The 18760-nt window shown below is 67.7% G+C and carries 19 protein-coding genes and 1 pseudogene; 11 read left to right on the top strand and 9 right to left on the bottom strand.

From position 1 onward, the window contains the following. Positions 1 to 265: 265 nt before the first annotated feature. Both MLY01S_RS13130 and MLY01S_RS08065 read right to left on the bottom strand, forming a co-directional pair. Positions 266 to 550: an 8-oxoguanine DNA glycosylase OGG fold protein gene (locus MLY01S_RS13130; protein ID WP_373279963.1), complete on the bottom strand. Its 285-nt coding sequence runs from the start codon at positions 548 to 550 to the stop codon at positions 266 to 268. Positions 551 to 638: 88 nt separating this feature from the next. After that, entirely contained in the window at positions 639 to 1235 is a 597-nt protein-coding gene (locus MLY01S_RS08065; protein WP_067191013.1) for a DinB family protein, read from the bottom strand. Between the two features lie 149 nt (positions 1236 to 1384). Between MLY01S_RS08065 and MLY01S_RS08060 the strand changes: the two genes are divergently transcribed. Further along, on the top strand, positions 1385 to 1660 hold the full coding sequence (locus tag MLY01S_RS08060) for a hypothetical protein (RefSeq protein WP_067191011.1): 276 nt from the start codon (positions 1385 to 1387) through the stop codon (positions 1658 to 1660). Between the two features lie 155 nt (positions 1661 to 1815). Here MLY01S_RS08060 and MLY01S_RS08055 read toward each other — a convergent pair whose 3' ends face one another. The 3 genes from MLY01S_RS08055 to MLY01S_RS12805 all read right to left on the bottom strand — a co-directional run bounded on the left by MLY01S_RS08055 (position 1816) and on the right by MLY01S_RS12805 (position 3420). Beyond that, positions 1816 to 2400 (bottom strand): GNAT family N-acetyltransferase, encoded by a 585-nt coding sequence (locus tag MLY01S_RS08055; RefSeq protein WP_067191009.1) that lies wholly within the window; start codon positions 2398 to 2400, stop codon positions 1816 to 1818. A 45-nt stretch (positions 2401 to 2445) separates the two neighbouring features. Beyond that, entirely contained in the window at positions 2446 to 2982 is a 537-nt protein-coding gene (locus MLY01S_RS12810) for a helix-turn-helix transcriptional regulator (protein ID WP_255218017.1), read from the bottom strand. An 84-nt stretch (positions 2983 to 3066) separates the two neighbouring features. Further along, positions 3067 to 3420 carry a helix-turn-helix transcriptional regulator gene (locus tag MLY01S_RS12805; protein ID WP_209279966.1) on the bottom strand — a complete coding sequence of 118 codons (354 nt, stop codon included), beginning with the start codon at positions 3418 to 3420 and terminating at the stop codon, positions 3067 to 3069. Between the two features lie 107 nt (positions 3421 to 3527). Here MLY01S_RS12805 and MLY01S_RS08045 point away from each other — a divergent pair, with 107 nt between their 5' ends. Next, positions 3528 to 4073 carry a mycothiol transferase gene (locus tag MLY01S_RS08045; RefSeq protein ID WP_067191008.1) on the top strand — a complete coding sequence of 182 codons (546 nt, stop codon included), beginning with the start codon at positions 3528 to 3530 and terminating at the stop codon, positions 4071 to 4073. A 112-nt stretch (positions 4074 to 4185) separates the two neighbouring features. On the opposite strand, the gene fabG is transcribed toward MLY01S_RS08045, so the two are convergent. Next, positions 4186 to 4953 carry a 3-oxoacyl-ACP reductase FabG gene (gene fabG / locus MLY01S_RS08040; protein ID WP_067191006.1) on the bottom strand — a complete coding sequence of 256 codons (768 nt, stop codon included), beginning with the start codon at positions 4951 to 4953 and terminating at the stop codon, positions 4186 to 4188. A 232-nt stretch (positions 4954 to 5185) separates the two neighbouring features. On the opposite strand from fabG, the gene MLY01S_RS08035 reads away from it, so the two are divergent. Both MLY01S_RS08035 and MLY01S_RS08030 read left to right on the top strand, forming a co-directional pair. After that, the gene (locus MLY01S_RS08035; RefSeq protein ID WP_067191004.1) at positions 5186 to 6733 is read left to right on the top strand and encodes an alkaline phosphatase D family protein; all 1548 of its coding nucleotides are present in this window, start codon (positions 5186 to 5188) and stop codon (positions 6731 to 6733) included. A gap of 11 nt (positions 6734 to 6744) precedes the next feature. Continuing rightward, positions 6745 to 7593, top strand: a complete 849-nt coding sequence (locus MLY01S_RS08030) for a polysaccharide lyase family protein (RefSeq protein ID WP_067191002.1) — start codon at positions 6745 to 6747, stop codon at positions 7591 to 7593. A 142-nt stretch (positions 7594 to 7735) separates the two neighbouring features. Here the strand turns inward: MLY01S_RS08030 and MLY01S_RS08025 are convergent, their stop codons facing one another. Further along, on the bottom strand, positions 7736 to 9031 hold the full coding sequence (locus tag MLY01S_RS08025; protein WP_067191000.1) for an ROK family transcriptional regulator: 1296 nt from the start codon (positions 9029 to 9031) through the stop codon (positions 7736 to 7738). A 126-nt stretch (positions 9032 to 9157) separates the two neighbouring features. Between MLY01S_RS08025 and MLY01S_RS08020 the strand changes: the two genes are divergently transcribed. From MLY01S_RS08020 to MLY01S_RS07990, 7 genes are all read left to right on the top strand, one after another. Beyond that, entirely contained in the window at positions 9158 to 9976 is an 819-nt protein-coding gene (locus MLY01S_RS08020) for a sugar phosphate isomerase/epimerase family protein (protein WP_067190998.1), read from the top strand. Next, positions 9973 to 11151, top strand: a complete 1179-nt coding sequence (locus MLY01S_RS08015) for a substrate-binding domain-containing protein (RefSeq protein ID WP_067190996.1) — start codon at positions 9973 to 9975, stop codon at positions 11149 to 11151. The genes MLY01S_RS08020 and MLY01S_RS08015 overlap by 4 nt, the downstream gene beginning before the upstream one ends. 73 nt (positions 11152 to 11224) lie before the next feature. Continuing rightward, a complete protein-coding gene (locus MLY01S_RS08010; RefSeq protein WP_255218016.1) occupies positions 11225 to 12355 on the top strand; it encodes a levoglucosan dehydrogenase in 1131 nt (376 codons plus the stop codon). A 59-nt stretch (positions 12356 to 12414) separates the two neighbouring features. Beyond that, positions 12415 to 13893, top strand: coding sequence for a sugar ABC transporter ATP-binding protein (locus MLY01S_RS08005; RefSeq protein ID WP_082739855.1), 1479 nt, complete (start codon positions 12415 to 12417; stop codon positions 13891 to 13893). Between the two features lie 2 nt (positions 13894 to 13895). Next, on the top strand, positions 13896 to 14873 hold the full coding sequence (locus MLY01S_RS08000; RefSeq protein ID WP_067190990.1) for an ABC transporter permease: 978 nt from the start codon (positions 13896 to 13898) through the stop codon (positions 14871 to 14873). Positions 14874 to 14876: 3 nt separating this feature from the next. Further along, entirely contained in the window at positions 14877 to 15947 is a 1071-nt protein-coding gene (locus tag MLY01S_RS07995) for a Gfo/Idh/MocA family protein (RefSeq protein ID WP_067190988.1), read from the top strand. Between the two features lie 89 nt (positions 15948 to 16036). Beyond that, entirely contained in the window at positions 16037 to 17056 is a 1020-nt protein-coding gene (locus tag MLY01S_RS07990; RefSeq protein ID WP_067191024.1) for a sugar phosphate isomerase/epimerase family protein, read from the top strand. Between the two features lie 216 nt (positions 17057 to 17272). On the opposite strand, the pseudogene MLY01S_RS07985 reads toward MLY01S_RS07990, so the two are convergent. Then, a pseudogene (locus MLY01S_RS07985) lies at positions 17273 to 18530 on the bottom strand (IS256 family transposase). Positions 18531 to 18576: 46 nt separating this feature from the next. Next, on the bottom strand, positions 18577 to 18760 hold a 184-nt coding region (locus MLY01S_RS07980; protein WP_218000446.1), incomplete at its 5' end, for a hypothetical protein.

Genomic DNA, 18760 nt, shown 5'->3' with positions numbered 1-18760 from the left:
GCGTCGGCGAGATCGATGCCGGGGGTCACAAGTGCGGCGGCGTCGCGCAGCATCGAGCGTGCGCTCGACGACGGTCACCCGGATCGGCGCGTCGACGCGCACCCACGCGTCGGCGATCAACTGCTCGGCGGACGCGTTCATCTCGACGCCAACCGCGCGCAGGCGGGCGAGGAGGTCGGCGGGGTCCTCCGGTGCGAGGTCGAGCGTGAGGGAGTCCCCCGAGAGCAGGCGCGTCATGAATCCATCGTGCCGGGGGAGCCGACTGTCAGCCGGGTTCCGTATGGGTCAGACGCGGGATTCCCCCGCAAACGGAGAGGGGAACTGCTCCAGGCACTCGGCCAGTGCCGCCTGCAGCATCGTGTCGCCCGAGCGGCAGTCCCACAGGAAGTCCGAGCCCACCACGTCTCACATGCTCGGCGAACCAGGCGCGCACCACGGAGTCGAGGACGGAGGCGATGTCGGACTCCCGCTGGGCCTTGGTGAGGAAGTAGAGGTACTTGGTGCCGAAGGCCGCGCCGAGGTGCTTGAGGCAGGCGGGCAAGTCGGGCATGTGGGCCGCCCGGTGATCGAAAGACCAGCGCGTGGGCTTGTCGGCCGGCCTCCCGTAGGCCCAGCACCGGCACGGGAGGCATGTGCCTTCAGTTCCGGCCCGCCCCGCCGTTCCCCTCCGCGATGGCGGTTAGGCGGTCCACGTGGGCGGCCCAGCGGTCGGCGTCCCACGGGGGCAGGTTGTTCCCCGGGGCGCGCAGGCCGGCCTGCCCGTCGATCTGCTCCCGCAGGATGTCCGCGTGGCCGGCGTGCCGGGCCTCGTCCAGGGCGACGTGCGCGATGATCTGCGCGAGCGTGACCTCCGCCTTGTCGTCGGGCCACCACGCCACCCGCCCGGGGGCGTCGGCGTCGAGGGCCGTGATGGTCGCGTCGGCGTGGGCGAAGCAACGGCGGGCGAACTCGAGGACGTCCTCGAGGGACTCACCCTCGGCGGCGAACATGTCCACGTTGTCCTCCTCCGGCTGCCCCGCCGCGACCCAGGGCAGCTGCACCTCGGCGGGGCGGCCGAACGTCTCGCCGAAGTACTCCAGCTCAACGACGGCGGCGTGCTTGACCAGTCCCAGCAGGTTGGTGCCGGTGGGAGTGCGCGGCAGGCGGGCGTCGCGCTCGCCGAGTCCCTCGAGCTTCTGCAGGAGGGCCGCACGCTGGCGGCGCAGCCCGTCGTGGAGGATCTGCTTGTAGTCCATGGGGTCATCCTGCCCCAGATCGATCAATCAGGCCGCGAACCCCCGCGCGAGCGCGGCCACCCGCTCCGGCCCCCCACACTTCACCCCGTGCTTGGATAAGCTGCGAACGCGCCCCGCACGGCACCGAGGAGACGATCGCGGGCCCGGCCGTGCGGTTCGACGCGGCCGCCGTCCCGACGTCGGACGGGGTCCGCCGGCTCACGGACCTCCCCCTGGTGCACGACTACCCCGTCGCCCGGAACCAGGACGACGACGAGACCGAGTGGGTGCTGCCGGTGCGGTGGATCGACACCCGGCCCGAAAGTGAGGCGTACTGGGAGAAGGGCATGTTCGGCAACCAGAACAGCGCGTGCACACTGCGTCAGGAGTTCACGCTGGCGCGACTGGCGGAGCACTTCGACACGGAAAGTGACAGATCAGACTGACGCATCGACATTGCCGGTGTCACTGTGCTGCCTCAATGGACACGACGCCACTGATCGCCGTCGATTTCTTGGGGATCTGAGTTGTCAATGTGAAAGTGACACAGTGACACGAGCGGAACAGGCGCGTCATCCGCAGGCCAACGACCCCGACATCCTCACCCCCGCCCGCGATGCTCCGAAGCGAGCATGGCGTAGGTGACGCCGTCGATCCACCCGCGGGTGAGGTGCAGCGACTCCTCCCGGAACGTGGCCTCGTGGCGCAGCCCCACCTTCTCCATCACCCGCCGGCTGGCCGCGTTGTCTGCGAACGCATGGGCCTCCACGCGGCGCACCCCCAGCCCGGTGAAGGCGATCTCCAGCAGGGCGCCGGCGAGCTCGGTGCCGTAGCCCTGCCCCGCGCGGTCCGGATCGATGGTCCAGCCGATCTCGGCCAGCGCGTCCTGAGCCTCGGCCCGCGGCCCACCCTGACTCCACGCGTCCAGCACCTGCAGCTTCCCGACGCCGACGATCGTCTCCCCCGCTTGCACGGTGAGCCTGTTCCCCGCGGCGAGGTAGTCCTCACACAGCTGCTCCGCGGAGCCCGGTCGCCCGGAGGTCCACGTCCAGACCTCCTCGCGGCGGTTGAATCGCCAGACTGCGTCGGTGTCCTCGGCAGTGAAGGGCATCAGGCTCAGCCGCTCGGTGTGCACGGGAAAGGGAACGCCGCGGCGTGCGGCCAGCTCGAACAAGGGCGTGGACATGCGGTCACGATAGTGGGCGGCCCCTGACCTCGCCGCGCGGCGGCCTCACCCGACCCCGCCGTTCACGCTGCGTGCCAGCCTGCGGGCAAGCCGCGCCACGGCGTCGACCACCTCCTGATCCCCCACCACGGTGAAGTCGTGCTCCAGCATCGCGAGCCAGCGGGCGGCGCCGTCGGGGTCGTCCGCACCGGTCCGGAACTCCGTGTTTCCGTCCTCGAGGGGGCGGAGATGCCCGGCCAGGCGCGGCAGGTGGGCGGCCACCTCCTCACACGGGGCGTGGATCCGGACGGTGACCTCGTGCCGCCAGGCCGACGGTGGGGCGGGCTCGTCGAGCCGGGCGAGGACCTCCTCTGCCCCGGGCCGCGGGACGAACCGCCACGTCCCCAGCACCGGCTCACGCAGCCGATCCAGCCGGAAGGTGCGCCAGTCCTCCCGGTCCAGGTCGAACGCCACCAGCACCCACCGGCCGTGCACGGGGACCAACCAGTGCGGCTCCACCCGCCGCTGCGTCGAAGCCCCGTGCCGGTCCGTGTAGGCGAAGGTGAGGCGGAGCGTCCTGCGGATGGCGTCGGCGCAGGTCAGCAGGTCCGCCGGATCCAGGGGCTCGGCCGCATCGGGGCCGGGCGGGGAGCCCGCCTCGAAGGCCGCTCGCAGGCCCCGCAGTCGCTACCGGATGCGGGCGGGGGTGACGGCGTCGATGGTGTGCAACGCCCTCAACGCCGCCTCAGCGTGGGGACTGCCGCCGTCGCCGGCCATGCGGGTCAGCGCGAGCGTGACTGCCACAGCCTGCTCCTCGTCCAGGGTGAGCGGGGGCAGCGCCCCGCCGCGGCCCAGGCTGTACCCGCCACCGGAGCCGGCGCCGGCGTCCACGGTGTACCCGAGCTGCCGGAGGCGGCCGACGTCGCGGCGCAGCGTCCGAGCGGTCACGCCGAGTTCGGCGGCCAGGTCCTCGCCGCGCCAGAAGGGGCGGGCCTGCAGGAGGCTGAGCAGGGAGAGTGCTCGGGTGGTCGGATCGGTCACGGGACCATCCTCACTCAACATCGCGGACAGGATCTGTCCTCGGAACCCGGGACGGTGGAGTCACCGCCCGGGCGCGCCGGGTGCCGACCTTCCCAGGAGGAATCACCATGGGCTTCCTGACCCCGAACGCCGCCGGAGAGCATGCCGTGCTGCGCACCTTCGCGCTGCAGCAGCTCGCCCAGATGCGGACCACCGTCACCGGTCTCACCGACGAGCAGGCACACGCCGCTCCCACCGTCTCGGAGCTGAACCTCTCCGGCCTGTTGCTGCACACCGCCGCCGTGGGTGTCTATTGGTCAGCCAGTGCGGCGGCGGCACCCGGGCAGCCGGAGCTGCCGGAGGAGATGCGCGCGGACCTGTCCCTGGACGCGACGATCGCGGACCGCCGGCCCCTGGCAGACGTCGTCGCCCACTTCGACCGGTGCGTGGCACTCACACAGGCCAACATCGACAACGTCACGGACCTGGACGCGCTGGTCCCTGTGCCGCCGGCGCCCTGGCACCCCGAGGACCTCACGCACTGGGAGGCGCGCTGGTGCCTGGCGCACATCGCCGCGGAGGTCGCCCGCCACGCCGGTCACGCAGACATCATCCGGGAGACGCTGGACGGCAAGGGCGCATACGAGCTGAACGGAGACGCCGGCCACGACTGAGCAGACCGGGCACCGCCGGCCAGCGTCGCGACTCCCAGCATCGCCGGGATCCCGAGGACCGCGACCGGCAGGGCCGCGGCCGCCGCGGCGATCCCGGCGACGGCGCGCACGCTCAGATGCCCTCGAGAGCCGCCGGCTCCTCAGGAAGGATCTGGCCGCCGTCGACGACGATGCCCTGACCGGTGACATAGCGGGCACCGTCCGAGGCGAGGAACGCGACGGCGGCGCCGATGTCCTCGGGTTCGCCGAGGAAGCCGGCGGGCACGGACGTGGCCATGTCGTCCAGGTACTCCTGACCCATGGCCTCCAGGCCCGGGGTGACGATGTTGCCCGGCAGCACGGCATTGACGGTGACGCCCTTGCGGGCGAGCTCGATCGCAGCGGAGCGCACGAATCCCATCTGGGCGGCCTTGGTGGCGCCATAGTGGGACCAGGCCGGGTAGCCGGTGTAGTTGCCGGTGATCGAGCTGGTGACCACGATCCGACCCCGGCCGGAGGCGATGAGCTCCGGCAGGGCAGCCTGGACGGCGTGGATGGTGCCCTTGACGTTGATGTCGAAGATGAGGTCGATGTCCTCGTCCGTCATCTCCTCGATCGAGGACTGCGGGTAGACGCCGGCGTTGGAGGCGAGCACGTCCAGCCCACCGAACTCAGCGACGACGTCGGCGACGACCTGCGTGCACGCCTCACGGTCGCGGACGTCCAGGACGTGGGCGGAGAACCCGGCCTCTCGGGCCTGGGCGCACTCCTGGTCGGTGAGTCCGGTGACGGCGACCTTCGCGCCGTGCTCCCTCAGCTGGGTGGCGATGCCGAAGCCGATACCCAGCGTGCCTCCGGTGACGAGGGCGGTGCGGCCGGCGAGCAGTGCGGTGGCGGTCATGGCAGGGTCCTCCAGAACGTCGGTGCGGGTGGGGGCGGGGCGGCGGACGCCGTCGGGGCGCCGGTGCTACTCCGCCGCTGTCGAGCCTAAGCCGGGGTCCGCGCAATGCCCAGGCCGGTCCCGTCCTGTTCTCGGGAGGCCACCGCATGTTCCGCCGCCGTTCACACCCGGGCCCTACGGTGCCGTGTGTTGCCCGCCCGGGCTGCTCGAGACGCACGGATGAAAGGCCACGATGTCCTCTCCTTCCCCGACCCTCAGCCGTCGCCGCCTGCTCGGCCTCAGCGGAGCGAGCGCCGCCGTCCTCGCCCTCGGGGTCAACGCGCCGGACGTCGCCTCCGCGGACCCACTGCCGCATCGGGAGAATCTGTTCGGTCTCGGCGTCGCCAGCGGTTACCCACGGGAGGACGGTGCCGTGCTGTGGACCCGGTTGGCGCCGGAGCCGCTCGCGGAGGACGGGCACGGCGGCATGCCGCTGCGGTCCGCTCCGGTGAAGTGGGAGGTGTCCGAGACCCGGGATTTCCGGCGGATCGTCAAGCGCGGCACGGCCCTGGCGCAGCCGGAGTTGGCCCACTCCGTGCACCCCCGGGTCGAGGGGCTGAAGGCCGCAACGGACTACTTCTACCGCTTCTCGGTGGGGCCGCAGAAGAGCCCGGTGGGGCGCTTCCGCACCCTTCCGGCTGCCGGGGCAGCGACCGAGCGCTTCACCGTCGGGATGATCTCCTGCCAGGCCTGGTACCACGGCCACTTCGCCGCGCACCGCCATCTGGCGCAGGAAGAGGACCTGGACCTCACCATCTTCCTCGGCGACTACATCTACGAGTACGGCATTACCGCCGCGAACCTGTGGCGTCAGGGAGCCGAGGTCACCCCCGCGCACGCCGTGGAGATCGAGACCCTCGAGCAGTACCGGCTGCGGTATGCCCTGACGAAGTCGGACCCGCATCTGCAGGCGCTGCACGCCCGCGCAGCCGCCGTGGCCATCTGGGATGACCACGAGGTGCAGAACGACTACGTGGGCGCCGCCTCCTCCACCGGCATCCCCGCCGAGCTGTTCGCACACCGCATCGCCGTCGCCTACCGGGCCTTCTACGAGAACCTTCCCGTGGACATCGACGCCCTGCCGCAGGGGCCGGAGTCGGACATCCTCGCCGGGCTCGAGGTCGGGTCTCTGGCTCGGATCACGCTCATGGACACCCGCCAGTTCCGGGACGCCCCGCCGGTGGATGAGGCGGACCGGGTGCGGGAGGACCGCACCATGCTGGGCGCGGCCCAGGAGCGGTGGGTCACCGAGCGGCTGCGCACGTCCCAGAGCCGGTGGAACGTGCTGGCCGGCGGGGTCGTGCTCGCGCCGATCACCGACGACCGCACTGACCAGTGGGACGGGTACCCGGCCGCCCGGCGCCGTCTGCTGGCGGAGATGAGGCGTGCAGGCAACGCCGTGATGCTCACCGGGGACATCCACAAGCACGTGGCCGCCGAGCTGCGCGGCGAGGCGGCGGGACTGCCGGCCGGGCCGGCCGGCGTCGAGCTGGTGACGACGTCCGCGGCCTCCGACGGCGACGGGGCGAAGACGGACAAGTACACACCGGACTGGGTGCAGCACGACTACGTGCGCCACTACGACGGGCGGCGCGGCTACCTGCACCTGAGGTTCACACCGGAGCAGCTGACGTCCTCGTTCTGGATCGTGCCGTGGGTGGAGTCGGACGACACCGCGCCCAAGGAGCTCAGCGCCCGCTTCACCACCCCCGCCGGCACCAGCCGCCTGATCGAGGACTGAGGAGAGCACCGATGAGCAAGAAGCCGCAGACCGTCACGGGCGTGGCCACCACCGGCGCCGTCTCCCGCGTCGAGCTGACCTGGACGCCCCTGCCGTGGGAGCCGCTGATCGACCACTACCGCGTGTACGCCCTGCCGACCACCGGCAGGCACGCAAAGCCCGACGAGACGCACCTGGTCGGCAAGACCGTGTATCCGCGCTTCGTTCACCACGGCCTCGACCCCGCCGGGGAGGCCTTCCGGTACGTCATCGTCGCGGTGTCCGACGCCGGCCGGCGCGGCCGTCCGTCGTCGGCGGTGGTGGGCGAGTCCCAGGCCTCCGTGACCGCGACCGGCCGTGAGCTGGCGCGGATCGGCGAGTTCGACGGGAAGTCCCTCGAGCTGCGCTTCTCCCCCGCCGAGTACGGGCAGATCCCGAAGGCCTACCCGACGGCCGTGATCGACTACGTCCAGGGCGTGGACACCCCCGGGGAGGCGTGGCCGTACCTGCTGCCGGGTCCGGGCGACGCCTGGGCCGGGCGGAAGACCTACCGCACCCGGTGGACGGTGCCCCTCGACGCCGCCCCGCAGCGTGACGTCGACCTGGCCCTGTGGTTCGTGGACACCACGCGCCTGGGCGGACGTCTCGACGTGGCGGTGAACGGGCAAGACGTGCGGTCCGTGGAGCTGGCGAAGGGTGCGACGCGCGGCTCCCGCGAGGGCGACGCGACGCTGCCCGGATCCACGCTGGTGCGCTCGGGTCACGAGTTCGCACTGCCGGCCGGGGCCCTGACCGCCGGCGAGAACGTTGTGGAGTTCACCCTCGCCGAGGGCGGCTGGGTGGCCTGGGACGCGCTGGGCCTGTACGAGCGGAGGTCCTGAGGCGGCCGGGGAGACGTGCTTGGCCGTGCGGGGCGGAGGCGCCGGCAGGAGTTCGTTACTCACGGCGTCTGGGCGAAAGGCCACGACTTTCGTGTGCCGATCCGCGCCGCCCCGTCGTCCATGAGGATGAGAGCTCCACGCTCTAAACGGAACCAGTCCCACTGTGCAGCTCCTCCACACTTCGTGGTGGCCCGTGAGTGATGAGGCGTTGGAATGTGGCCGGATCAAAGAGCTCGTCGAGTGCCAGGTGGGCCGCGCCGATGACTCCGCCTTCGCCGGTGCTGTTCAGATGAGCCGGGCGGATGACCAGATCCCGCGTGGCCAGGGGTAGGGAACGCTGATAGACAGTCTCACGGATACTCGCCAACAACTGCCCGCCACTTGAAACGACGCCTCCGCCCATCAGAATGATCGACGGGTTGAAGAAGTTGACGAGTGTCGAGAGGACAGAACCGATGGTCTTGCCGCTGCGTGTGAGGGCTTCCACCGAGAAGTGATCACCACTGCGAGCGGCGACGGTGACATCGCGGGCTGTGACGTTCCCCGTCTCGGCGAATCGTCTCTGGAGGATAGGGCTGCGACCATTCTGTGCGGCGCGCACCCCTTGGAGAGCCAGTGCGCCGCCGCCGGCAATGGCCTCGAGACAGCCATACTTGCCGCAACGACACGCCACGTTCTCGGCCTCCGCCACGGCTACGTGGCCGATGTCTCCGGCGCTGCCTTGCGCACCGCGGTGTAGCCGTCCGGTCGAAACGAGCCCCGCACCGATGCCGGTGCCGACCTTGACGTAGATGAAATCCTGCCTCCGGAGTTCCCGCTTGGATCTGAGCTCACCGAGGGCCAGCACATTGACATCATTGTCGACCCATACGGGTGCCTGGAACGCGGCCGTAAGTCGCTCTCGGACGGGGTAGTTGTTCCATCCGGGCATGATCGGCGGTTCAATCGGGCACCCCGTGGCGTATTCGACGGGGCCAGGTAGCCCTACCCCGACGCCCCAGACATCCCCTTGCGAAAGACGTGCCTCAGCCAGCATGTCCTTGAGCACCTTCTCCACCCGGGACAGCACAGGCTCGGGTCCCGATGCGATCTCACAAACTGCATTGCGCAGGGCCAGCACGCTGCCATCCAGGTCCGTGACGCCGACCGTGAACGAGGTGGCTCCGAGCTCCAAGCCGAGGATGAGCCCGGCTGACGCGTTCAAGCGCAACAGCCTGGGATTACGTCCACCGGTCGACTCCCCGTACTCGCCCTCCATCACCAGACCTGCTTCCTGCAGGACGGTGAGGCGCTGAGTGAGGGCAGTGCGGCCCAACCCCGTCTTGGTCGCCAGGTCTGGCCGGCTCTGAGGCCCGTCTCGACGGATGAATTCCAAGGTGAGGGCAGCGCTTCGGGCGAGGTTGGCGTCCGTGCCGGACAACAGAGCGCGACTGGGCATGCTTCTACCCAACACCCAATTGAGCCGAACGGCAGGTAGACACCCTTGACTTCTGTCTATGGGCGGCAATAGTCTGCACGCGAAGAGAACATCACGTGAGTGCGGTCACACCTCAAGGAGCAGACAGTGAAGTTGGCATACCACTCGATCACGTGGGGCGGAGTCATCGGCGACCCCACCGGCGTCACGAGCATCAAGGACCTCTACTACCGCTCAGCGGGGACGGTGACCGACTCGTTCGCCCCCATCCAGCAGGCCGGATACTCCGGGGTGGAGATGTTCGAGGGCAACCTCCACGACTTCTCCTCCAACCTGGGAGAGCTCCAGTCCAGGCTCTCCGACCACGAACTCGACTTGGTCAGCGTTTACACCGGAGGAAGCTTCATCTACGCGGACGCGCTTGAGGATGAGCTGCACAAGGTCCGCTCGACGGCCGAACTCGCCGCGGCGGCCGGGGCCGGTCACCTTGTCCTGGGTGGTGGCGCGATTCGGGCCAAGGGCATCCGCGACGATGACTACAAGCGGCTTGGTGGTGCGTTGGACACCGTGGCAGAGATCGCCGCCAGCAACGGCCTGCGCGCATGTTTCCACCCGCATTTGGGCACGATCGTGCAGTCCCCCGAGCAGTTGGAGACCGTTTTCGCGGAGACAGGCATCGGCTTCTGCCCCGACACCGCCCACCTGGCCGCCGGCGGTGGGGACCCGGCTGAGGCCGTGCGCAGGTACTCCGACCGCCTCACGCTGGTGCATTTGAAGGACTACGACTCCACCAGCGGTCGCTTCCTTCCGCTGGGGGATGGGGAGTTGAACTTCAGGGACATTCTCGATGCAGTCCAGGAGGCACACTACGACGACTGGCTAGTCGTGGAGCTGGACTACTACGACGGCGATCCGGCGGAAGCTGCTCAGCGAAGCCGCCAGTACCTGAGAGGGCTCGGACTGTGAGCCACCGAGCCCGTCTGGCGGCGACAGCGAGCTTGGTGACCTTGACGATCTCCCTGACGGCATGTGCCCCCGCCACCGAGAACAGCGCATGCCTGCTCCCCGAGCATGCCCCGGCCCAGGAAGCCCTCGCGGACCTGGAGGGTGAAGTCCTCAGCAAGGGACCCCAGGGGGAAGATCCGGTCTCCGCCGACACCTTGGAGTTGACTGACGACGAGGTCAACCAGGTCAAGGCGAAGAAGGCCACCGCGGCCATCGTCATGCACTACACCGGCGACGACTGGACGGCCGCACAGCTCAACGGGCTGAAAACACGGTTCTCCGAACTCGGCATCGAGGTCATCGGAGTCACCGACGCCGGCCAGGATCCGAGCAAGCAGGTCTCGGACATCGAGAACATGATCGCCCGCAAGCCCGACATCATGATCTCGATCCCCACAGATGCCGTGGCAACGGCCGGTGCTTATCGCCGGGCTGCCGAAGCCGGGATCGACCTGGTGTTCATGGACAACATTCCGGTGGGCTTCGAAGCAGGGGAGGACTACATCTCCGCAGTCTCCGCCGACAACTACGGCAACGGGGTCGTCGCCGCACATCTGATGGCCCAGGCACTGCAGGGTGAGGGGAACATCGGGGTAATCAAGTACGGGGTCGACTTCTTCGTGACGAATCAGCGTTACGAGGGGTTCACCGAAACCATCCGAAACGAATACCCGGGGATCAAAATCATCGACGAGCGAGGCATCTCCGGTTCGGACCTTGCCGGAGAGGCACAGAACGCCGCCAATGCGATGCTCCTGAGACACCAGGATGACATCGACGGCCTCTGGGGTGTCTGGGACGTGCCCACCGAGGGGATCATGGCCGCCGTGCGTACCGCCGAACGCGGTGACGTCAAGATCACCACTGAGGATCTCGGCTTGAACGTGGCGATCTCCATGGCCCAGAACAGCGGCGTGGCCGGGCTGGGCGCTCAACGCCCCTACGACCAAGGTGTGGCCGAGGCAACCTTGGCTGCCTACGGACTGCTCGAGAAAGATGCACCACCCTACGTAGCCCTCGCCGCCCTGCCGGTGCACCACGGCAATCTGCTGGATGCCTGGCAGGACATCTACCACCAGGAGGTTCCTGAGGCCATCCAGGAGTCCTTCCTCGAATGCACCCCGCCCACGAGCTGACATCTGAGTCAATCCAAGAAACGGAGCAACAACAATGCAAGAGCTGAAGATCGCCATCATCGGAGCCGGATTCATGGCCAAGGCGCACTCCATGGCCTACGCGACCATGCCGATGTTCTTCTGGCCAGCCCCGGCCCGACCGGTGCGAGAATTGCTGATCGATGTGAACGAGGAGTCCGCTGCAGACGCTGCGGCCCGCTACGGGTGGAACCGTTCGGGCACGGACTGGCGCGAGGCCGTCGAGGACCCGAACATCGACGTGATCGACATCGCCACTCCGAACCATCTGCACGCAGAGATCGCCATCGCCGCTCTTCAGGCCGGTAAGCATGTGATTTCCGAGAAGCCTCTGGCCCGCGGTGCCGAAGAAGCCAAGGCTGTGTACGAGGCGGCACAGGCCTCGGACCGGACCACTATGGTCGCTTTCAACTACCGCCGCACCCCTGCCATCACCTACGCCAAGAAGCTCATCGACGAAGGGCGCATCGGTAAGATCCTCAATTTCCGCGGCACTTACCTTCAGGACTGGTCGGCCAGCCCGGACTCCCCTCTGTCCTGGCGTTTCCGCAAAGACGTGGCCGGCAGCGGCGCCTTGGGTGACATCGGCACCCATGTCGTGGACATCGCACGGTACCTGGTGGGCGAGGTCAGCGCGGTCAGCGCCCAGGCCCGCACCTGGATCACGGAGCGGCCGGTGCCCAGCGGCACCGTCGACAAGCTCGGTGCCGGCGGTGACGCCAACGCCCCGAAGGACACCGTCGACGTCGACGACGAGGTCATGACCATGCTCCGCTTCGACAACGACGCCATTGGCAGCATCGAAGCCACCCGCAACGGCTGGGGCCGGAACAACTTCCTGACCTTCGAGATCCACGGCACCGAAGGCTCCATCGCCTTCGACTACGAGAAGCGAGACCAGCTGCAGGTGGTCTTCGCCTCCGATGATCCTGCCGAGCGAGGCTTCCGTACGATCTACACCGGCCCCGCCCACCCCCACGGCGATGCACTGTGGCCGATCCCCGCCCTGGGCATCGGATACGGCGAAACCAAGATCATCGAAACCCACGATCTCTTCCACGCCATCGTCAACGGCACCCCAGCCAGCCCCAACTTCGCCGATGGCTACCAGATCGAGAAGATCGCCGACGCAATCCTGGAGTCCTCCAACAGCGGACAGTGGGTGACCGTGGACGGGCTGAAGTAATCATGTCGAGCACAGCCGTGGCCCCTTCTTCACCTGCGACGAGGACCGTCGCCGTGTCAATGCAGGGCATCGAAAAGGCCTTCGACGCGAACCGGGTGTTGAAGGGAGTGGACTTTGAAGTGCTGGCCGGTGAGGTCCACACCCTCGCTGGGGAGAACGGCGCCGGCAAGTCCACGCTCATGAAGATCCTCCAAGGCGTATATAGCGCCGACGCCGGGGAGATCAGTGTGGACGGGCGTCCGGTGACCATCGATTCCCCGATCGCTGCCCGTGAGGCGGGGGTGGGCATGGTCTTCCAGGAGTTCAGCCTGGTCCCCACCTTGAGCGTTGCCCAAAACGTCTTCCTCAACCGTGAACCCCGAACCTCCCTGGGGCTGATCGATGAGGAGGCCATGGAGCGTGAGACGGAGAAGATCTTCGAGACCTTCCAGTTGCCGATCGACCCCAGAGCCTCCCTCGACCGGCTGAGCACGGCGTACTGGCAGCTGACCGAGATCGCTAAGGCCATCTCTCAGGATGCCCGGGTGCTCATTCTCGATGAGCCGACCGCGAGCTTGTCGAAGAAAGAATCCGAGATTCTGTTCGCGCTGATCACGAGATTGACATCCCAGGGGATGGGCATCGTCTACATCTCTCACCGGATGGAGGAGATCTACCGGATCACCGACAGGATCACCGTCATGCGCGACGGTGCCGTGGCGCTGACGGACTACGCCGAGAACATCCCCCCGGAAGATCTCGTCGAGGCCATCATCGGTCGTCGGTTGGAGAATGCGCTGACCTACGAGGCCCACGACGTGGACCGATCGGGGACTCCACGGCTGGAGGTGAAGGGGCTGTCCACGGATCGCGGTTTGGAGGACATCTCCTTCACCGTCCACCCCGGCGAAGTCATCGGACTAGCCGGCCTGATGGGCTCAGGCCGCACCGAGATTGCGCACGCTCTTTTCGGCATCGACAAGCATCGCAGCGGAGAGATTCTCATCGACGGCGAGCCGGTCTCCATCACGACTCCGATCTCGGCAATCGAAGCCGGATTCGCTCTCGTGCCTGAAGACCGCCGTGAACAGGGCCTGGTGCTCTCGCACAGCGTCCGCGACAACCTCCTTCTGCCGCTGCTGGATCGATTCCGCCGAGGCCCGCTCATAGACGAGCGGCGCTCACGACGGTTCGGTTCCGAGGTGCTGAAGAAATTCGAAGTGAAAGGTGCGAGTCCCGACCTCGAGATTCGGCTGCTCTCCGGGGGCAACCAACAGAAGGTCGTCCTCGGCCGTTGGGTCTCGACCGACCCCAAGATCCTCATCCTGGACGAGCCGACGGCCGGCATCGACATCGGTACGAAGGGCGAGGTCATCGCGCTGATTCGAGAACTATCCCGAACCGGCACATCGGTGATCCTGATCTCCTCGGAACTCACCGAGCTGTTAGCCGTCAGCGACCGCATCCTGGTCCTCCGCAAGGGCCACCTCCAATCCACCCTGGACCGCTCCGAGATCGAAGACGAAGAGTCGCTCCAATTGACCATTCAGGGAGTCTGACCATGTCCACCTCCGCCCCCACTTCAGCCCCCGCACGCGCGAGCGCTCCAGCCCGCAAGCGCTCGGTGGATTGGCGCGATTACATCATCTACATCGGCCTGGTCCTGGTGTACGGAATCTGCGTCCTCTTCTTGCACGACTCTGGCTTCGCCACCGTGGAGAACCTGCTGAACATCTTCCGTCAGACAGCCATGATCGCCTTCATGGCTGTGGCGGTCACATTCGTGATCGCCGCCGCGGAGATCGACCTGTCCGTCGGCGCCGTCGCAGGACTGGCGAGTGTCACGGCAGCCATGGGTGTAGCCGCTGGTGGCCCGATCGTCGGCGCCCTGGCCGGGATCGGCACCGGCGTGCTCGTCGGACTGATCAATGGCAGCCTGGTGGCCTTTGCCCGGATTCCCTCGTTCCTTGTCACCCTAGGAATGATGGGTATCGCTGCGGGCGCGGCCATGTGGATCACCGGCTCCGCCCCCCAGCCGATCCTCTCCTCCGGGTTCAACGCCTTCTTCGGCGGTGGGTCCATCGGCCCGATCCCGTCCCTGCTCATCTGGGTCGTCATCGCCACCGTCCTCGGGGCGACCGTCATGCACCGCACCGCCTACGGTCGTCGGGTGCTGGCCACCGGCGGAAACGAGCAGGCAGCGATCTACAGCGGTGTGCGCACGCGTCGAATCATCTTCAGTGTCCTCATGGCCTCGGCCGTGGCCGCCTCGATCGCGGGCATGCTCTACGCCGGGCGCCTGGAATCCGGCCGCTACCAGTGGGGCACCGGCGACGAACTGTCGGTCATCGCAGCGGTCATCCTCGGCGGGACCAGCCTGTTCGGCGGCCGTGGGGCTGTCGTTGGATCCGTGATCGGGGCGCTGTTGATCGGTGTGATCAACAACGGTCTGGTGCTGGCGGGTCTGGACACCAGTCAACAGAACATCGTCCGCGGCGTGATCATCATCCTCGCCGTGGCCCTGGGTCGAAAGAAGTAACCGATGCGTGCAGGAATCATCGGCGGGGGCATGATCGCCCGCGTCCACGCCCACGCCGTCCGCGCCGCCGGACACGAGGTGCTGGCCGCAGCCAGCCGCGACGTCGCTTCCGGACAGCGCGCAGGGCTGCAGACGGGGGCCCGTGAGGTGCACTCCACTCCCCTGGAACTCATCGAAGATCCCCGCGTCGAGGTGGTGCACATCTGCTCCCCCAACGACACCCACCCCGATCTCGTGCGTGCCACCCTGGCTGCCGGCAAGCACGTGATCTGCGAGAAGCCGCTGGCCACGCGCCGGGACGACGCGCAGGCCATGGTCGATCAATGGCGAGCCACCGATCTTGTGGCCACGGTCCCCTTCGGCTACCGCTTCTACTCCTCCGTCCGTGAACTGCGGGCTCGCTTGGCCTCAGGCGCTGACGAACCACACCTGGTGCGGGGCAACTACCTGCAGGACTGGCTGTCCCGTCCCTGGGACACGAACTGGCGGGTGGACTCCGCTCAGGGCGGTCAGTCTCGAGCCTTCGCCGACATCGGAGTGCACCTGTGCGATCTCATGGAGTTCGTCACCGGCCAACGCATCACCTCGCTCACCGCCGACCTGTCCACCGTCTACGACACCCGTGGGACGAGCTCGGAGCCGGTGAGCACCGAGGACGCCGCTGTGTTCGTCTTCCGGCTCGACGGGGGCGCTGTGGGCAGCTCCGCGATCTCGCAGGTGTCCCCGGGGCACAAGAACGACCTGCGCATCGCCGTGGACACCCCCAAGCACTCCTACGAGTTCCACCAGGAGGAGCCGAACACCCTGTGGATCGGCGGGCGGGAGCAGACGCGGATCTGGCATCGAGCCGACGAAGATGCGTCACCTTTGTCCATGGCCTATGACCAGTCGCCCGGGGGACATCCCCAAGGGTGGCGTGACGCCTTCACCTCCTTCGTCGCCGACACCTACCGGGCCGCCCAAGGCGAGGAAGTGGATGGGCTGCCGACCTTCGACGACGGCCTGCGTGCAGCCGTTCTTACCGACGCGGTCCTCACCTCCGCCGCCTCCGGCCGTTGGGTGGACGTCCACTGACCCACCCACTGCGGGGAACACCCCACCTACCAACCGACGCGTGTCTAGAGCGCGAAGAATTCGCTGACGTACTCGAAACGGAGCCCATGATGACTCACGAGAACTCTCACCCCGTCACCCTTTTCACCGGCCAATGGGCTGACCTGCCCTTCGAGGAGGTGGCCCGGCTGGCCGCCGAGTGGGGCTATGACGGGCTGGAGATCGCCTGCTCGGGCGATCACCTCGATGTGTGGCGGGCGGCTGAGGACGACACCTATCTGGCCGGGCGCAAGGAAATCCTCGATCGGTATGGCCTGAAGGTCTGGGCGATCTCCAACCATCTCACGGGGCAGGCCGTCTGCGACGACCCCATCGACTTCCGCCATCAGGCCATCGTCGGCTCCCGCATCTGGGGCGACGGTGAGGCCGAAGGCGTCCGAACTCGTGCGGCCGAGGAGCTCAAACTCACCGCAAAGGTGGCCCGCAGACTCGGAGTGGACACCGTGGTGGGCTTCACCGGCTCATCGATCTGGCAATACGTGGCGATGTTCCCCCCAGTGCCGGCTTCGGTGATCGAAGCTGGCTACGAGGACTTCGCTGCCCGGTGGAACCCGATCCTCGATGTCTTCGACGGCGAGGGCGTGCGCTTCGCCCACGAGGTCCACCCCTCCGAGATCGCCTACGACTACTGGACCAGCGTCCGGGCCCTGGAGGCGATCGATCACCGGTCCGCTTTCGGCTTCAACTGGGACCCCAGCCACATGATGTGGCAGGGCATCGACACGGTCGGATTCATCGTCGAGTTCGCTGACCGGATCTATCACGTCGACTGCAAGGACACACGCCTGCGTCCGCCCGCCGGCCGGGCCGGGGTCCTGGGCTCGCATCTTCCCTGGGGTGATCCTCGACGCGGATGGGACTTCGTCTCCACCGGCCGCGGGGACGTGCCGTGGGAAGACGCCTTCCGGGCGTTGCGCGCCATCGGTTACACCGGGCCGATCTCCATCGAGTGGGAGGACGCCGGAATGGACCGCCTCCACGGCGCCGCCGAAGCCGTCCAGTACGTCCGATCCCTGCTCTGGAAGACCCCCGAAGCCTCCTTCGACGCAGCTTTCAGCAACCAAGACTGACCCCACCCGACAACACTCACCACGCGACTCAGGAGGAACTGAAGCGCCTCGGGTTTCGTTCCGAGGTCAGAATGCAGCGGGCCCTAGGTCTCGGTCGAGAGTGTAGGCCGCCGCGACCGTGACGTAGCGCAGTAGCCGAGCCCTTCGTGACAGCGGGCGGTGTTCCAGGTCAAGTTCCATGAAGTGGTGTAGTGGCTGATTCCTTCGTTGGGGTTGTCAGGCGCTGAGCTCGAGGGCTGGGTCAGATTCGGTGTCCGCCTCGCTTCCCGTGTTGCTGACGGTGGTGAGCCGGCAGCGGGCCAGGACCTCCAGGCCGAGGTAGTAGCGACGGCCCTCGGCCCATTCGTCGGTCTGCTCGGCCAACACCGCGCCCACCTGGCGCACGATCGCCGCCCGGTTGGGGAAGATGCCCACCGCCTCGGTGCGGCGACGGATCTCGCGGTTGAGCCGTTCGGCCGGGTTGTTGGACCAGATCTGGGTCCAGACGTCCTTGGGGACCGTGGTGAACGCCAGGATGCCGGCTCGGACAGCATCGAGGTGCTCGGCCACCACCGGCAGCTTCTCGCTCACCTAGTCCAGCAGCCGGTCGAACTGGTGGTTCACCGCCGCAGCGTCGGGTTGGTCATAGACGCTGTGCAGCATGGCCTTCACGGCCGGCCACATACTCTTGGGCGTGGTGGCCATCAGGTTCTCTGCGTAGTGGGTGCGGCATCGTTGCCAGACGGCTCCGGGCAGGTTCGCGGCGATGGCGTCCTTGAGCCCGGTGTGGGCATCAGAGATGACCAGCCGGACCCCGGCCAAGCCGCGGGCGACCAGGTCGGCGAATAACTCGTTCCACGCCGCCCCGGTCTCGCTGGTGGCCACCCGCAGGCCCAACACCTCGCGGTGGCCGTCGCCGTTGACCTCGGTGGCGATGAGCACCACCGCGTTGACGACCCGTCCGCCCTCGCGGACTTTCATCGTCAGCGCGTCCGCGGCCACGAACGTGAACGGGCCCGCCTCGCTCAAGGGTCGGTGGCGGAAGTCCTCGACCTGCTCATTGAGGTCCGCGGCCATCCGGGACACCTGGGACTTCGACAGGGTGTGGATGCCCAAGGTCTTGACCAGCTTGTCCATCCGCCGGGTGGACACCCCGGCCAGGTAGCAGTTCGCGACGACAGTGATCAGCGCCGATTCCGCCCGCTTGCGGCGCTCCAGCAGCCACTGAAGGGAAGTACGTGCCGGACCGCAGCTTCGGGATGGCCACGTCCACGGTGCCGACCCGGGTGTCCAGGTCCCGGTGCCGGTACCCATTGCGCTGGGCCGTGCGGTCACAGGAGGGTTTGCCCCATTCGGCGCCGACCACCGCGTCGGCATCAGCGCAGAGCAGGGTGTTGATCATCGTCTGCAGCAGGGGGCCCATCATGTCCGGAGACGCTTCGGACAGGGCTTCGCCCAACAGGCCGGCGGGGTCGACAATATGAGGAGCGGTCATCATGATGACTCCATTCGAGGATTCTGTGGAAGGTTGACTCGAAGGATCACACGGTGGCCGCGTCCACGTCTGAGACGACGTGCCCGACCACCGGGCGCGACACCACTTCCGGGGACTCGACCGAGACCTGGCCCTTCACCTCGATGACCGGATCGAGCCTCGCCTCAACGAAGTCCGTTGCACGAAGCAGCGGAGACACCCCGGCGGTGCGCTCCTGCGCGAACCGTGTG

The organism is Micrococcus lylae NBRC 15355 (assembly GCF_001570885.1).
Lineage (GTDB): Bacteria > Actinomycetota > Actinomycetes > Actinomycetales > Micrococcaceae > Micrococcus > Micrococcus lylae.
This window is presented reverse-complemented; position numbering and strand designations above follow the sequence as displayed.

Bases quoted from the DNA above. Each gene is read 5' to 3' on its own strand.
- MLY01S_RS13130 (WP_373279963.1), bottom strand. From the start codon at position 550: ATGCCCGACTTGCCCGCCTGCCTCAAGCACCTCGGCGCGGCCTTCGGC.
- MLY01S_RS08065 (WP_067191013.1), bottom strand. From the start codon at position 1,235: ATGGACTACAAGCAGATCCTCCACGACGGGCTGCGCCGCCAGCGTGCG.
- MLY01S_RS08055 (WP_067191009.1), bottom strand. From the start codon at position 2,400: ATGTCCACGCCCTTGTTCGAGCTGGCCGCACGCCGCGGCGTTCCCTTT.
- MLY01S_RS08045 (WP_067191008.1), top strand. From the start codon at position 3,528: ATGGGCTTCCTGACCCCGAACGCCGCCGGAGAGCATGCCGTGCTGCGC.
- fabG (WP_067191006.1), bottom strand. From the start codon at position 4,953: ATGACCGCCACCGCACTGCTCGCCGGCCGCACCGCCCTCGTCACCGGA.
- MLY01S_RS08035 (WP_067191004.1), top strand. From the start codon at position 5,186: ATGTCCTCTCCTTCCCCGACCCTCAGCCGTCGCCGCCTGCTCGGCCTC.
- MLY01S_RS08030 (WP_067191002.1), top strand. From the start codon at position 6,745: ATGAGCAAGAAGCCGCAGACCGTCACGGGCGTGGCCACCACCGGCGCC.
- MLY01S_RS08025 (WP_067191000.1), bottom strand. From the start codon at position 9,031: ATGCCCAGTCGCGCTCTGTTGTCCGGCACGGACGCCAACCTCGCCCGA.
- MLY01S_RS08010 (WP_255218016.1), top strand. From the start codon at position 11,225: ATGGCCAAGGCGCACTCCATGGCCTACGCGACCATGCCGATGTTCTTC.
- MLY01S_RS08005 (WP_082739855.1), top strand. From the start codon at position 12,415: ATGCAGGGCATCGAAAAGGCCTTCGACGCGAACCGGGTGTTGAAGGGA.
- MLY01S_RS08000 (WP_067190990.1), top strand. From the start codon at position 13,896: ATGTCCACCTCCGCCCCCACTTCAGCCCCCGCACGCGCGAGCGCTCCA.
- MLY01S_RS07995 (WP_067190988.1), top strand. From the start codon at position 14,877: ATGCGTGCAGGAATCATCGGCGGGGGCATGATCGCCCGCGTCCACGCC.
- MLY01S_RS07990 (WP_067191024.1), top strand. From the start codon at position 16,037: ATGACTCACGAGAACTCTCACCCCGTCACCCTTTTCACCGGCCAATGG.